We start from the raw sequence: 14,508 nt of genomic DNA, 5'->3' as shown, positions 1-14,508 counted from the left end.
GGCCAATCTCAGGAAGCGGACTGCACAAAAGTCAGGAACTTCCAGGATATCCGATCAATACCGGCGCCAGGCGTCTGGCAGGTCAGCGCCGAGCGCTGCCAGAGGCGCGCGCGCCTTCGTGGCGACCTCATCGACCTCGGCGTCCGCGATAGAGCCCCAGGTGATTCCGCCACCCGCTCCGACGACGGCACGTTCTGCGTCAATCAGGATGCTACGGATCACCATCGCCAGATCCAGTGCGCCGTCGACGCCCACGTAGCCGAAGCATCCGCTGTACACCCCACGTGGCGCGTTCTCCTCGAGCTCATTCAGCACCGTCATCGCCGACAGCTTGGGCGCCCCGGTCATACTCCCGGCGGGAAATGCAGCGCTCCAGAGATCTCGAACGGTAAGCCCATCCGCAGCCTGGCCGCTGACCGTGCTGACCAGTTGATGCACTGCCGGATATGACTCCACCTCCCAGAGCCCGTCGACGCGGATCGTGCCAGGCACGCACACTTGCGAGAGATCGTTGCGCATCAGATCGACGATCATGACGTTCTCTGCGCGCTCCTTCGCACTGGCCAGGAGCTCTGCGGCGAGCGCAGCATCGGTTTCCGCATCCACCCCGCGAGGGCGGGTCCCCTTGATCGGTCGGGTCTGGATGCGCCCTTCAGAAGCGTGCAGGAACGTCTCCGGGCTGGCGCTGAGCAATGCTCGCCCACCGATTCGGACAAATCCGCCATGGTGGGCAGGAGTCGCTGCACGCAGGCGCGAATAGGTCTGCACCGGATCATGGGGGCCCGCCACGTCGAACCGCGTCGTGAGGCACAACTGGTAGGCGGTTCCGGCTCGGATCGCCTCGCGACACCGGTCGATGAGCATCGTGTACTGGTCAGGATCGTGTCGAGCGGTGGCCTGCCTCCGATCGGGGGCAGTCACCACCGTGGATAAACCGGATGCCTCGGCTACCGCTGCGGCCGCATGCACCCACGCCTCGATCTGGGTCGCAGAGCCCAGCAGCCAGGCGGAACCGGTGGCATGATCGACCGCGACAGCACCGTGCACCCGCATCCAGGCGGGACCGCCTTCGGAGCCGGCGGCAGGTGCACCGGCCGCCCCGGCACCGGATTCATAGTCCAGCCACCCCACCCAGCCGCCACGGAACGGCGGCGCACCATCGAGCGTCGGTGAAGGCTCGTCGAGTCTCATGCCGCCGGGGCCGTCAGTATCTGGCTCCCCTACCCCGACGACACTCCACCCCTCGACTGCGCGATCCCCCGCATCCAACCAGAAGACGTTCTCGAACCGTGCCTCGAGAACGCCGAACAGCGCGGCGACGTCAACCGACGCATCCGTACGTCGAAGCTCCAGGGGCGAAAGGTGCGGCACCCTCTCAGCGTAGGGTGCGACCGAGCACGTATTCTCATGTGCGTGGACGACTTTCTCCAATGGCTTCTCGATGCCGTGCAGGCTGTTGATCCGATCGCCCGCACACTGATCGCGGGTGTCGCCGTCATGCTGGAGACCAGCATCCTGATCGGACTGATCGTCCCCGGCGACACCATCGTGATCATTGCCTCCATGGGCGTCGATAGCTTTGCCGAGGCGATAGCGATGGTCATCGCCGTCGTGATCGGTGCCCTCATCGGCGAGAGCATCGGATTCTGGCTCGGACGCTGGCTCGGCCCGCGCATCCGACACTCCTGGGTTGGGCGGAAGATCGGCGAGAAGCACTGGCAGCAGGCAGAGCGATATCTGCAACGCCGTGGCGGTTTGGCGATATTCATCTCGCGATTCCTGCCTGTGCTGCACTCCCTCGTCCCCCTCACGGTCGGGATGAGCACCTACTCCTATCGCCGTTTCCTGGCATGGACAGCGCCCGCATGCCTGCTGTGGGCCACTGCCTACGTCAGCATCACCTCGTTGGCTGCCGGCACCTTCCGTGAACTCGTCGACCGGGTGCACTTCGCGGGCTACGTGTTCGTCGGCGTCATCGTGATCTTTCTGCTCCTGGTCTTCCTGAGTAAGAAACTGCTGACCCGCTGGGAAGCCAGGCACATGCACGTCGGCAAAGAGGGCGAGGATGCCGCGTCAGGCATGAAAGACTGAAGTGATGCCTGAAAACAGCGCTAACAACACCAGAATCCACTGGTTCGCGCGCCTGGAGCACCGCCTGCACGTGTGGCGAGAGAGCCGGGCGCGTCGTCGTGGACGCACCGCAACGATGCTGCCGTTCGCCGGCTATGGCGGCAGCGGCTGGGTGCGCGTCGTCGGCCGCGTACTGATCGTGCCGCCGCAGCGCCGCACAGAAAACGGTGACCAGCCCAGCGTGCGCGGATGGAGAAGCTTCGTCGGCATCCCCGTCAGCTTCGCCAAGGTGCAGGTCACGATCGCGGGGCGCACGCACGACGTGATCGCCGACCGCGGTGGCGTGATCGACACCGTGATCAAGGCAGAACTCCCGGCCGGCTGGCAGAAGTTCACCATGATCGTCGAGAGTCAGGAGCCCGTGGAGGCCACCGCATTCGTCGTCGGCGATGACGTGAAGTTCGGCGTCCTGTCGGATATCGATGACACTGTCATGGTCACGGCGCTACCGCGTCCGTTCATCGCCGCCTGGAACTCCTTCGTCGTCGACGAACACGCCCGCCTTCCGGTGCCCGGCATGGCCGTGCTGCTTGAGCAGCTGGTACGTCAGCATCCAGGAGCGCCCATGGTCTATCTCTCCACCGGTGCGTGGAATGTCGCCCCGACGCTCAGCCGCTTCATGAACCGCCATCTCTTCCCCAACGGTTCCATGCTGCTCACCGACTGGGGGCCGACACACGATCGCTGGTTCCGCAGCGGCCGAGAGCACAAGCTCAGCAATCTGCGCCGGCTCGCCGCCGAGTTCCCGCACGTACGGTGGCTGCTGATCGGCGACGATGGACAGCACGACGAGTCGATCTACAGCGAGTTCATGCAGGAGCACCCGGATTCCGTCGCAGGCGTCGCCATCCGACAGCTCTCCGCAACCGAGGCCATTCTGGCCGGTGGTCGCGCCACCGACGACGACCACCCCGAAGGCACCACCCCGTGGGTCGAGGCGTCCGATGGTGCAGGCCTTCGCGAGCGGCTGACCGAGGCAGGCATCCTGCACTGATGTCTGCGTCGTCCCCGCTTGATCGCACGGCCTGGCTGCTACGCGAGAGCGCTCATCAGGAGCGCGCGGATGCGTTGACCTTCGCGCATCGTGAACGCGCGACGCGCGGTGAAAAGCATCCGGTCTGGGACTTTCTGCACACGTACTATTCCTATTCGCCCGCGCACCTGCGGCGGTGGCATCCCGGCGCCGGAGTGCAGCTGAACGATGCATCGGAGCGGAGCGACTGGCGCTGGTACGCCCCCGGCCTGGTACCGAACTCAGTCATTCCCGACGCCGACGCTTTCGGACGAGAGAAAGCGCAGCTGGCAGAACTCGTGGAGCGGATACTGCGTCGCACAGCAGCACGCTCTGGACAGTTCGGCTGCTTCGGCCTGCACGAGTGGGCGATGGTCTACCGTGACGATGCGCACCGTCATCCTGCACCCCTGCGCCTCGGTCAGGACGGCACTGACGCTGTCGTCGAGTCGAATGATCTGCGCTGCACGCACTTCGACGCGTTCCGTTTCTTCACACCGGATGCCGTGCCGCGCAATCGCCAGCTGCTGAGCCGTGCTGACCAGCCGGAACTCGAGCAACCCGGTTGCCTTCATGCCGGCATGGACCTCTACAAATGGGCGATGAAACTCGGGCCGCTCATCCCCGGCGAGCTGCTACTTGACACCTTCGAACTCGCGCGAGACATCCGCCTGCTCGATATGGAGGCGGCCCCGTACGATCTCTCCGCCTGGAACGTGGTGCCTGTGCCGATCGAAACACCCGAAGGCAAGGCCGAGTATGTGCGCCAGCAGCGCGGTTTCGCCGAGCGCGGCAACGCACTGCGCACGCGAATGCTGGATGCCTGGCTTGGTCCGGTGTCAGTGCCGGTATCGGTGTCGACTCAGGATGCCGGCGTGCAGTCCGCACACGGCGCCCAGACGGCGCTGGATGCTGCGCGCTCCAGCCGCAGGGTCATGACGCGCTCCGCGGCGTCCTGAAGCCGCTCTGCCGGAAGTTCTCCGGTGTCGACGGCCAGGGCGATCCCCGCCGACAACTGCGCTGCGCTTTCGGGTGTGGAGTGCGCGATCGCCAACACAAGATCATTGCCCGCAGCGACCGCTGCCACGGCATTCGTAACGGGATCGGCGTACTCCGGGATGCCCGTGGACTGCAGCATGCCCAGGTCATCGGTCACGATGACCCCTTCGAAGCCCAAATCATCGCGGGCGATCTCATGCCAGCGCGCGGAGAGCGAGGCGGGTGCGGCATCGACCGCGGTATACGACAGGTGCCCGAACATCAGCAGCGACGCCCCCGCGTCGATGCCCGCGACGAACGGCAGCGCGTCCGATTGCTGCCACTGTTCGAACGATTTGTCGGTGTTGGGGATCAGCTCGTGCGAATCGCCTGGGGCGGCGCCATGTCCGGGAAAGTGCTTGAGCGTGGAGGCGACGAAGGGTTCTTCAGCCGTGACGGCAGCGGCCACACGATCCGCCGCGGCCGCAGGGTCTGCGCCGAGCGAACGCCCAAAGATGAACGATGACGTGTCTGCGGTGGTATCGGCGACGACACCGAAGTTCACGTTCGCACCGCCGCGTGCCACCAGCGAGGCTCGCGCGGCGAATGCCGTCGAGGCCTCGGCTGCGGGTCGGTCTTTTAGCGTCGATGATGCGGCGAAATCATCCCATGGCAGGCGCGAGACGTAACCGCCTTCCTGATCTATCGCGATCAGTGGCGGCAGAGCACGGTCGACAGCGAGTGAAGCAGTCACCGCCTGCAACTCTGCCTCGCTGCCCGGCACGTTCGCGCCCATGAGGATGAAACCGCCGATGCCGGTGCTCGACATGTATGCCGACAGCGCCGCCGGATCGGTCGATGAGATGTGACCCATCACAATGCTCGCGGCCCGCTGTGCGGTGGTCATCTCGGCGACGAGCACCGCTGCCTGTGTTGCTGGCCCGCCCGACGTGGCAGGCTGAACGGCTGCTGGCTGCACGACTGCGGGACGGGTCTGAGTGACGGGTTGTGTTCGCGCGCTGGCGGCGCCCGCTGATGAGAGCACGGCGACGATCGCGAGTGCACCTGCGATCCGGAGCGGGATGTGACGGCGCATACCTCCACCCTACGGCGTGCCCTCGTACAGCCACTCGCCCTGTCACTCGCGGGATGGGAAGCTCAGCGCGTGAGCGCCTTCGCGATCTCCTCGGCTGACTCGGAAGTGCCGTTTCCGAAGCGAACAGTGCGTCCGATGGTGAGCGGCTCGTGCAGAGTTGCGGCAATCACCGCTGCGACATCGGCGCGAGAGACGGCACCGGTATCCGGTGCATCCAACTCGATGCGGCCGGTCGGATCCTCGAATGTGAGGGTGCCGGGGCCGAGGATGGTGCCCTCGAGGTCAGTGCCGCGCAGATGCTCGTCGGCCGCCCACTTCGCATCGGCGTACGCGAAGAAGGAATCCTCAGGCGCAACACCGTGGTCAGCCGTGGAACCGAGCCACGAGACCATCACGTAGCGGTGAACTCCGGCGAGCGCCGCCGCATCCATTGTGCGGATGGCCGCGTCACGATCGACCGCGTACGTGCGCTCGGGGGACCCACCACCCGCACCCGCCGACCACACGACGGCGTCGTGACCGCGGATAACCTCGGCGAGCGCCGCCGCGTCCAGTGTTTCGACATCGGCGACGAGAGCAGTGGCGCCGCCTGCTTCCACGTCGGCGACGTGGTCTGGGTTGCGGATGACCGCGGTGACTTCGTCGCCACGAGCGACGAGCAGCGGAGCGAGCAGAAGTGCGATGCGGCCGTGGCCACCGAAGACGATGATGCGGGACATGGTGAACTCCTTGCTTATGACAGGACGCCTGTTACTGCGGCGATTGAGTGGTGTCGATGACGTAGGCCTGCTGGTGCGAGGGAAGGTAGCGGATGACCACCTGTTCGCCCGATCCTACGTATGAGCGTGTGTCCGGATGCACCGATGGTGTGAACGAGTCGTTGCGCAGGGTGTACTCGACACCGGCGTTGGAGGTGAAGCTGACCCATCCGCCGTCGACTTCGCCCGTGGTCGGAACTCCGTTGGCATGGATGTAGCCACGGGTGAGCGGTACACCGATGGTGGCGGGGATGCCGAGAACAAGAGATCCGAGCATCACAACCCCCAGCACTCCGAAGACGATGCGTCGGATTCGCAACAGCACCTCCAATCCGGCACGCCCCTGCGACGCGCTCGGGAGCCCTTCGCGTTCGCGGATGTCGGCCAATGCGACAGAGACCTTCTGAGAACGCGCGGCCAGCATGAAGCATCCGACCACCGAGAACGCGGCAATGAAGGTGATCGCGTAGCCGTGCGTGACCGGGAAGTTGACCAGCCAAACGAGCGAGTCGAGCAGGTTCATCGGCCGACCTCCTGCTCGATCGTGATGGCAATCGTGTGTGGATCCTCACGCCGATACATCGCCCACACGGGCGAGCCGACCTGCAACCGTGAGATCGCGTCCGGATAGACGAACACCGTGGTGTCGGTCTCCCAGCTCGACTGACCATCCGGGGTCACCAGCACACGCAGCGCGAGCTCGCTCTGCCCTTCCCGGCGCGTACCGGTAGGACGCACGCTGAGAACCGAAGCCGATACCTGGATGCCTGAGGTGCGTGCCCGGACCTGCCGAGGATCGATCAGACCGCGGCGGATGCGCCAGTCGAGCATCGCGTCCCGCACCACGAGGTCGGTCATGTCGGCGAGCGTGACCACGTCAGGATCGGTCACGCTGTAATGCACGGGCAGCGGCATACCCACCTGAAGCATCGCTTCTTCGGCGGGCTCGAGCGTGCGACGCATGTGACTGATGAACTCCGCCCCGTCGGCTGCGGTGACTCGGACGTAGATGTCGAACTGCGGCAGGTCATTCACGCGCATGCTGCCGCGGACGAGGTCCACGATCACCCCGACACCGATCTCCGTGTCGCCACGCAGCGTCGAACGGCGACCGAACGCAGACGCCGCCCCAGCGATCGTCAAGATGAGGCCCCAACTGATGCCGATGATGATCGGTGCGGTCAGCGGGTCACTGCTGTGGAAGGGAAGGATCGACTGCTGCTGGTCTATGCCGAACAGACTCTCACCCACCCAGATCAGCAACCAGGCCGACAACAGGAACCAGATGATCGTGAACAGCGCGCGGATCATGCGTCCAGGGTATACGGCTGACGCAGCGGTGCGCACCGTAGAATCGCCTCATGTTCGAGCGTGAGATCACCGAGCGCGTGTCACTCACCGATGCTGACGGCGGGCTGAACCCCGCCGCGCTCGGGTGGACACGCACCCCACTGCATGACACCTCCGCAATCCCGGGTCGCGGCCACTGGGGCCGGAACAAGCGATGGGAGTACTGGGGAGTCATGACGCCCTCCCACATCGTCTCGCTCACGGTCTCGTGCATCGACTATCTGTCACTGCATTCGGTGTGGGTGCTTGACCGGGCCACCGGAGAAGCGATCGACGCCACGGTCCTCTCCCCTGGCGGGCGCAGTGCGACATTGCCGGCATCGCTCGGCGATGGGCCTGCTCGAGCGCGCACCAAGAAGGTATCTCTCGACATCGACGAGGTCGAGGGCGCCACACGGCTGCGCGGTACGGCGCCACGAGTGTCCTTCGACATCATTGCGGATCGGCCTGCCGGTCATGAGTCGATGGGCGTTGTCGTGCCGTGGCGGCGAGGCGACCGCATCCGTCGGTTCCAATACACGGTCAAGGACGTCGCGCGGCCTGCGCACGGGACTCTCACGATCGATGGCGCAGCGCACCACCTGCCTGAAGGCAGCTGGGCAGTGCTCGACCACGGGCGCGGACGTTGGCCGTATCAGGTGTGGTGGAACTGGGCCGCCGGCAGCGGCATCGTCGATGGACGCGTGATCGGGCTGCAGCTCGGGTCGAAATGGACCGATGGATCAGGCGCGACCGAGAACGCCGTCGTCGTCGACGGGAAGCTATCGAAGATCAGTGAAGAGTTGGTCTGGGACTACGACTCGTCCGATTGGATGAAGCCCTGGCACATTCACGGTGAGCGGGCGGATCTGACGTTCACACCGTTCTACAACAAGCATTCACGAACCAATGTGCTGGTGATCTCCACGCGCACGGATCAGTTGTTCGGCACCTGGAGCGGATGGGTGCTGGATGCCGCGGACGAGCGCGTCACGGTCGATGGGATTGAAGGCTGGGCCGAGGACGTCCTCAACCGGTGGTGACGCTGGCCGTCACTGTCTCGAGCGCCCGCCGCACACCCTTCGCCGCTGTGCGACCCGCGCGGTTGGCGCCGATCGTGCTCGCAGAAGGTCCGTATCCGACGAGCTGAATGCGCGAGTCCTTGACTGCGGTTGTTCCGCGTCCATTCCGATCGAGTTGGATGCCCCCTGCGTCGCTGCGCAGGTGCAAAGGTGCGAGATGTCCGATCGCGGGGCGGAAGCCGGTCGCCCAGAGGATCACATCGACCTGCTCGAAGGAACCATCCGCCCAGCGCACGCCATCCGCCTCGATGCGCTGGAACATCGGGCGACGGTCAGCGTAGGCACCGAGTCGCTCGGCCTCCCGCTCCTGTGGACGCAGCATGAGTCCGGTGACGCTGACCACGCTCTGCGGCGGCAGCCCCTGCGCGACTCGCTGCTCGACGAGGGCGACGGCAGCGGCTCCGGCTTCGGGATCAAACTCGTCATCACGCCAGACCGGTTCGCGACGGGTGGCCCAGAGCGTGTCCGTGATCGGGGCGAGGACACCGAGAAACTGCACAGCGGATGCGCCTCCGCCCACGACGAGAACCCGCTTGCCTCGAAAATGCTCGGGACCCGGATAGTCGATCGTGTGCAACTGTTCGCCAACGAAGGTCTCCATGCCCGGGTAATGGGGCAGGAACGGCTGGGTCCAGGTGCCGGTGGCGTTGACGAGCGTGCGGGTGTGCCATTCGCGCTCTCCCGCATGCGCCACAAGGAGGTCTCCGTCGTCGGTGACGCGATCGACATGCACGGGTCTGATGATCGGGAGGGCATGTTCGTGCTCGTAGTCGGCGAAGGATGCCGGAACCGACTCGTTCGCCCGCTTGCCGTCACGGGCCGGTGGCTGCGCATCGGGGAGCTCGGCGACGCCGTGCACGTCGGCCATGGTGAGCGCGTCCCACCTGTGCTGCCACGCCCCGCCCGGAGCATCGTTGGCGTCGAGGACCAGGTGATCGATGCCCAGTCGCTTCAGGTGGTACGAGGTCGACAGCCCCGCCTGCCCTGCGCCGATGACGATGCTCTGCACGATCTCCATATCCATCACAACGCATACATCCACGACAATGTTCCTGCTCCGCTCCGATGAAACACCCGGGCGCGGTGCTCGATTGGCGGACGTCGCTTCGAATGTTGTATTCTTTTCAAGTTGCCTCGTTCATCCGGGGCATGAATATGGGTCTGTGGCGCAGCTGGTAGCGCACCTGCATGGCATGCAGGGGGTCAGGGGTTCGAGTCCCCTCAGATCCACCAAAAAGAAGCCTCCGGGAAACCGGGGGCTTCTTCTTTTTGGGTTTATAGCCCCCCGTCACTGCCACTTCGAGGACGGCTTCGACCGCAGGCCGATGCGCTGCTCCAGTTCACCGAGCTCATCCATGATGTCCACGGCCAGCCAGACGCGGTTACGGCTATGCCCGGTAATTTCTTCCAAGACACCTGCCTCGGTCAGTTGGTCAAGCGCGTCGTACGTGCGCGCCAACGTCGAACCAGTGGCAGCGGTGGCTATGCTCGCGTCAAGGACAGGTCTGATGGCGAGCTTGTTCAGAAGGGTGGCCGCGGAGGACCCCCGCCGAGGCCTGACCCGCTCTCGCCATTCATCGGGCAACGCCGCGAGACGGTCCGCGCTTGCGAGAGAAGCGATGGCTGCGGTGTGTGCCGACCTGGCGACGTACTCGACTAGCCCTTGCGCGTCGCCGTGACGGTAGCTGCGTAGGTGTTCGAAGTAAATGTCGACGTCGGCGAGCATCGCAGCAGCGATGGGTACGGTCGCGGAGCGGGAGATGCCGCGGCGACGGAGAACGGCACCGATGAGCGCTCGGCCGACTCGTCCGTTCCCATCTGTGAAGGGGTGGATGGCCTCGAACTGCCCGTGTGCGACGGCAGCCTGCCCGATGGCACTGATGTCATCACGCGCTACGAACCTCAGCACGTCATCCATGAGCGGCTGGACCATGAGCGGCGGCGGTGGGATGTGCACCGCGTCCAGGGGTGAGAAGTCGCTGCCGCCAATCCAGTTCTGCTGCATCCGATATCGCCCCGCGAAGCCGCTCTCAAGGAGGTCACCGGTCAGCAGCTGATCGTGAGCGGTCAGCAGCGCCTCCCCAGTGATGTGGCCTACTGCTGCACTATCGACAAGCGCGCGCATTGCGGCCGAGGCCGCCACCGTGCGCCGGGCCTGCTCCCCTGCCTCTCCACCGATGGAAGCACGAGCGATATCCTGGATGTCAGCGTAGATGTGCTCCACTTTCGAAGAAGCCACGGTCTCGGTTCGAGCCAGCAGGTCGCTCAGTCCGCCGAGGTCGCTCGCCCGGCCGTCGAGCGCGGCGATGGCTCGAACTGCTTCCTCACTGGCTAGAGCGGCATTCTGGCTGAGCGGCAGCGGTTCGTCGGCGATGAAGGCGGGCACCTCGACGTCAACCTGGGTCAGCTCGCGGTCGCGCTTAGAAGGTCGCCGTCCGGCCAGATTGCGCTGGTCCGGGTTCGTTGTCCAGCTGACCGCCTGCTTGTCACAGGCTGGCCACGGCATCGCCAACTGCGCCATCGCATCTCCAACCGATAGTTTGTCAAGCTATATTATCACTTATCGCCTCTAAGTGAAACTATAGGACTAGATACTATCGTTTGAAGGAATGGCCTCGCTTAGCATCGAGACATGTCCCGGACAGCGTTGATCATTGAGGCACCGATATCAGCCACGCTTGCCGCGCTGAGGGGAAAGTTCGCCGTCGATGCGCGCTTCGGCGTGCCTCCTCATCTGACGATCTTATTTCCCTTCGTCCCCGTTAAAATGCTCGACGAAGTCGTGACAGAGAACCTCGCCCGAACGTTTCGTGGCATGCGCCAGTTCGACTTCTCGCTGACGAGCACCGGATGGTTCGGCCAGGAAGTGCTTTGGCTCGCGCCAGAATCGCCCACCCCGTTTATTGAGCTCACTTCAGCAGTCACGCGCGCGTTCCCGGTTTATCCCCCTTACGGAGGGTTGCACGATGCATCCGTGCCTCATGCCACAGTTGGCGACTCCGCTGGCTATGAAGAGTTGCAAGACGCTGAGCGAGTTGTCGGCGCCGAGCTGCCACTGAGCGGCACAGCATCTGCCGTCGCCCTCCTCGTCGAGGGCCCACACGGCCGGTGGCGCGAAGCGTCGCGTTTCCCGCTCTCATGACGGGTTGCCTCCCCAACCTGCCCGGACTAGCGCAAGCCGCGCTGGACGGCGTGCATGATCCGGAACACACACCTTTCGGCGCCCCGTGGACCGATGCTACTCCCGCAGATCTTCTAATCGACGCACCGTAAACACGGGGTCGTGGCTTACGAAGTCGGTGCATGGTCGTGGTCTAGGGACTGGGATGCGTGCGGCGCTGCTGTTGTTCGCTTTCGATGTCCTCGGCGCGGAGTGGGCCGAGTCGGGTGCCGCGCGTCGCTCCGCGCGCAGGCGAAGCAGTTGACGAGCAACGCGTGCGCCTCGAGAAGACGTCGTTCGTGCGGCCTGATTGGTCAATCTCCGTCCGAGGCGCAGAACCGACCCTCGCCCAGTTGGGAGTTGATGGCCGCAAATCGGGTAACTCAGCGGACGTGGAGTCGACGACGGAGAAAGACCAGTTCTAGGCGCTCGTGGTAGGCCAAGCGTCGTAGGAGTTTCACTGGTGTCCATGTCACGTGCCGATGCGTCGTTTTGAACGAGCGTGGCATGTCGAGGATCACCTCATGGATGTGCTTGCGGAGCGGCCGAGTTCCTCGCGGAGATCGTCCACTGGTTCCAGCTGAGGCAGCCCGCACCAGCGCGGATACGTCCGCGCCTCTGTGTCGGCGATGTGGCGCAGAATCGTCCGCGGCGTGCGCCACGGCATCCACATCGGCTGCGCAATTGCTGAGTCCTCCGCGTCAAGTTCGGCGTCAGTCGCCGCATCCAGCAAGGCGAGCGTTTCTAGGCGCTGGGCTTATAGTATCCGAATCGTCCGAGCGAGCTGATTCTCGGTGGCCGGCAGTGCGTCCTTCGAGAAGATGCCATCAGGGCCGCTGATCCGCTCGGCCACCTCCAGTTCCTGCACCGACACCCCAGCGTGTCGCGCGAATCGGGATAGGGCCTCTGGCTCGGTAGAAGCTTGAGCGCATTCGCCCCCACGCCTCCAGAGCGAATGACCAGACCGCCACTTCCCCCGAGACGGGCCAAAGTGTCGCTCGCGTCGATAACGACATACATGATCCCACGCTATCTTCCGCTGCTACTGCGCTCGACCTGGAGCTCCCTCAGACGTCGCCATCCGCGATGCTGGCGAGAGCGGCAAGGTGGCCTTCCAGAGCGCGACTGCCGTCTGGCGTGATCGCTATCCACGTAAGTTTTCGGGCATCCGCACGGAGGGGCGAGCTTTCTTTTCTGACGGCGACGAGGCCCGCTTCACTGAGTATCTTGAGGTTTCTCGACAGATTGACGTCAGTGATCTCAAGGGCGTCACGAATCACCCCAAATTCCAACTCCGCCACGCGCCGCAGCAGTCCGCAGATACGGAGGCGCGTCGGAGAGTGAATCACCTCGTTGAACATAGGAATGGTCTTGGCGCTCATCGCGTCTGGTCTCTCGTGCCGGCAATCTCGTCCCGGAGGGCGTCGTCGTATCGACGACCCAAGATGAGAGTGACAGTGAATGCAACAACCGCGGGAATGGCAACCCACCACGGGTTGGCGCCGACGACCTTAATTGCAACCCCTGCTAGGAACGCCAGAAGGGCTGCCCCTAGCGTCACCAGGAGCAGACGCCTACTGCGCGGTCCTGCCGGCTGGGTGATCGTCACTCCATAGCGACTGCTGTAGGTCATGGTGAGAACTGGAATGGCCACAATGCTGAGGGCCACCACCATAATTGGCGCCGGGCCCGAGAATGCCTGCGATCCCACTAGCAGGGCCACGATCAATCCAAGCGCCGTGTGGTACCACCAGGGAGTGACCACCCGTTGAGACAAGCTCTTACCATCAGCGTCGAGGGCGCTTAGCGCCTCGCGCGCTTGCGCGGATGTTGGCTGCGACGGGGGAAGCGGAGAGTCCGGCGAAGAATCGTTTTCCATAATTGAAAGTCTATATCTGATTTACACTTTTAGAAAGTCACTTATCGCGTTTCATCGCGGCGGTGCCGTGCGCTGCTTACTATCGACGCGGCCGATCGGATCAGTGCTCTCGCTGAGGGCAGCTCGGACTGCGGGCCAGCTGTTTTCATCGACATGCAGAGCGGTCCGAAGATAGGCCGTGCTCATCCGCTGGATCACCGCGACCCGCTCCGGGTTCTCGTCGGTGGTCTCGGCGACTTCATGTCCAACGATCCCACCCAGCGCATGCTCGGCACCGTAGAAGGAGAGCAGGTCGGTAGCTCCAGGGCTGTACGTGAAGGCATCGGCAAACCAATCGGGTCCGCGACTCGACATCATTGACTGGTCATGGTCGCCCGCAACGACGAGTGTCGGCGTGGTCAACTCCTGAAATGAGGGTCGCATGAACGGGAAGTTCGCCTGCGCAAACGGGTGCAGGTCGTCACCACCGACACCGGTTGCCGAGAACAGGATGCCCGCGGTAACGCGGCTGTCGGACATATCTTCACCGACTTCGCCTACATCATTGAGGATCCGTGCGCCAAGGAGCGACTGAGCGGTCTGCCCACCCCAGGAATGACCGGTGGCGGCAACGCGACTGTGGTCGACGCGGCCCCCAAGGCTCGGGACGGCGGCCTCGATGGTGTCGAGCTGGTCTAAGACGCGCGTGAGATCCGCGATCCGCTCAGACCAGATAGACGGGAAAACCGGGTGATCGAGACCGAACCCATTGCGGCGCGAGTCCAGATGCGTCGGCTGAATCACGACGAATCCGCGGGAGGCCCAGAACGCCGTCAGCGGCGCGTAGCCGTCGAGGTTCCACCCGTTCCCGTGAGAGAACACCACGATGGGGAGGTTCGTGCCGGTTGCCGGGGCAGACACTCGCACTTCCAATGGGACGGGTCGACCCGAGGCGGACAACTCGATGGGAGCGACGGAGACGACCCGAGCACCTCCCCCAATGATGCCGTCCAGTGTGTCGACGATGGATGAAGCCATGACAAGTTCCTTCCTCAGGCGTACGCTGTGCGATAGTAGTTATCGGAGCATCGTTCCGCAACGATAC

Annotated in this window: 15 protein-coding genes and 1 tRNA gene; 6 read left to right on the top strand and 10 right to left on the bottom strand. The window is 64.3% G+C overall.

What is annotated here, in order from left to right; translation table 11 throughout:
* Window positions 1-54: 54 nt before the first annotated feature.
* Window positions 55-1,371: an anthranilate synthase component I family protein gene (locus tag ACSU1G_RS00510; RefSeq protein ID WP_439277950.1), complete on the bottom strand. Its 1,317-nt coding sequence runs from the start codon at window positions 1,369-1,371 to the stop codon at window positions 55-57.
* Window positions 1,372-1,413: 42 nt separating this feature from the next.
* Between ACSU1G_RS00510 and ACSU1G_RS00505 the strand changes: the two genes are divergently transcribed.
* The 3 genes from ACSU1G_RS00505 to ACSU1G_RS00495 are packed head-to-tail and all read left to right on the top strand — an operon-like array spanning window position 1,414 to window position 4,101.
* Entirely contained in the window at window positions 1,414-2,091 is a 678-nt protein-coding gene (locus ACSU1G_RS00505) for a DedA family protein (RefSeq protein ID WP_439277949.1), read from the top strand.
* Between the two features lie 4 nt (window positions 2,092-2,095).
* Window positions 2,096-3,124, top strand: coding sequence for an App1 family protein (locus ACSU1G_RS00500; RefSeq protein WP_439277948.1), 1,029 nt, complete (start codon window positions 2,096-2,098; stop codon window positions 3,122-3,124).
* Window positions 3,124-4,101: a 3-methyladenine DNA glycosylase gene (locus ACSU1G_RS00495; protein WP_439277947.1), complete on the top strand. Its 978-nt coding sequence runs from the start codon at window positions 3,124-3,126 to the stop codon at window positions 4,099-4,101. Before ACSU1G_RS00500 ends, ACSU1G_RS00495 begins: the two co-directional genes overlap by 1 nt.
* Here ACSU1G_RS00495 and ACSU1G_RS00490 read toward each other — a convergent pair.
* The 4 genes from ACSU1G_RS00490 to ACSU1G_RS00475 form a co-directional block, all read right to left on the bottom strand.
* Window positions 4,005-5,216 carry a glycoside hydrolase family 3 N-terminal domain-containing protein gene (locus tag ACSU1G_RS00490; protein WP_439277946.1) on the bottom strand — a complete coding sequence of 404 codons (1,212 nt, stop codon included), beginning with the start codon at window positions 5,214-5,216 and terminating at the stop codon, window positions 4,005-4,007. The genes ACSU1G_RS00495 and ACSU1G_RS00490 overlap by 97 nt on opposite strands.
* A gap of 62 nt (window positions 5,217-5,278) precedes the next feature.
* Entirely contained in the window at window positions 5,279-5,935 is a 657-nt protein-coding gene (locus ACSU1G_RS00485; RefSeq protein WP_439277945.1) for an SDR family oxidoreductase, read from the bottom strand.
* A gap of 31 nt (window positions 5,936-5,966) precedes the next feature.
* Window positions 5,967-6,497 (bottom strand): hypothetical protein, encoded by a 531-nt coding sequence (locus tag ACSU1G_RS00480; protein WP_439277944.1) that lies wholly within the window; start codon window positions 6,495-6,497, stop codon window positions 5,967-5,969.
* Window positions 6,494-7,285: a hypothetical protein gene (locus ACSU1G_RS00475; RefSeq protein ID WP_439277943.1), complete on the bottom strand. Its 792-nt coding sequence runs from the start codon at window positions 7,283-7,285 to the stop codon at window positions 6,494-6,496. The genes ACSU1G_RS00480 and ACSU1G_RS00475 overlap by 4 nt, the downstream gene beginning before the upstream one ends.
* A gap of 50 nt (window positions 7,286-7,335) precedes the next feature.
* On the opposite strand from ACSU1G_RS00475, the gene ACSU1G_RS00470 reads away from it, so the two are divergent.
* Window positions 7,336-8,346 carry a DUF2804 domain-containing protein gene (locus ACSU1G_RS00470; protein ID WP_439277942.1) on the top strand — a complete coding sequence of 337 codons (1,011 nt, stop codon included), beginning with the start codon at window positions 7,336-7,338 and terminating at the stop codon, window positions 8,344-8,346.
* On the opposite strand, the gene ACSU1G_RS00465 is transcribed toward ACSU1G_RS00470, so the two are convergent.
* On the bottom strand, window positions 8,333-9,403 hold the full coding sequence (locus ACSU1G_RS00465) for an NAD(P)-binding domain-containing protein (protein ID WP_439278657.1): 1,071 nt from the start codon (window positions 9,401-9,403) through the stop codon (window positions 8,333-8,335). The genes ACSU1G_RS00470 and ACSU1G_RS00465 overlap by 14 nt on opposite strands.
* A 139-nt stretch (window positions 9,404-9,542) precedes the next feature.
* Here ACSU1G_RS00465 and ACSU1G_RS00460 point away from each other — a divergent pair.
* Window positions 9,543-9,618: transfer RNA gene (locus tag ACSU1G_RS00460), tRNA-Ala, on the top strand.
* 55 nt (window positions 9,619-9,673) lie between these two features.
* On the opposite strand, the gene ACSU1G_RS00455 is transcribed toward ACSU1G_RS00460, so the two are convergent.
* Window positions 9,674-10,906, bottom strand: coding sequence for a Fic family protein (locus ACSU1G_RS00455; protein ID WP_439277941.1), 1,233 nt, complete (start codon window positions 10,904-10,906; stop codon window positions 9,674-9,676).
* Window positions 10,907-11,017: 111 nt separating this feature from the next.
* On the opposite strand from ACSU1G_RS00455, the gene ACSU1G_RS00450 reads away from it, so the two are divergent.
* Window positions 11,018-11,527, top strand: coding sequence for a 2'-5' RNA ligase family protein (locus tag ACSU1G_RS00450; RefSeq protein WP_439277940.1), 510 nt, complete (start codon window positions 11,018-11,020; stop codon window positions 11,525-11,527).
* 1,085 nt (window positions 11,528-12,612) lie between these two features.
* On the opposite strand, the gene ACSU1G_RS00445 is transcribed toward ACSU1G_RS00450, so the two are convergent.
* Genes ACSU1G_RS00445 through ACSU1G_RS00435 form a run of 3 tightly spaced genes read right to left on the bottom strand, consistent with a single transcriptional unit; the run spans window position 12,613 to window position 14,441 of the window.
* On the bottom strand, window positions 12,613-12,927 hold the full coding sequence (locus ACSU1G_RS00445) for a transcriptional regulator (RefSeq protein WP_439277939.1): 315 nt from the start codon (window positions 12,925-12,927) through the stop codon (window positions 12,613-12,615).
* Window positions 12,924-13,424, bottom strand: coding sequence for a hypothetical protein (locus ACSU1G_RS00440; RefSeq protein WP_439277938.1), 501 nt, complete (start codon window positions 13,422-13,424; stop codon window positions 12,924-12,926). The genes ACSU1G_RS00445 and ACSU1G_RS00440 overlap by 4 nt, the downstream gene beginning before the upstream one ends.
* 51 nt (window positions 13,425-13,475) lie before the next feature.
* The gene (locus tag ACSU1G_RS00435; RefSeq protein WP_439277937.1) at window positions 13,476-14,441 is read right to left on the bottom strand and encodes an alpha/beta hydrolase family protein; all 966 of its coding nucleotides are present in this window, start codon (window positions 14,439-14,441) and stop codon (window positions 13,476-13,478) included.
* Between the last annotated feature and the right edge of the window lie 67 nt (window positions 14,442-14,508).

This window comes from Microbacterium sp. A93 (assembly GCF_051842835.1).
Note: the sequence above shows the minus strand (reverse complement) of the source record. Positions and strands in the feature narration are given on the sequence as shown.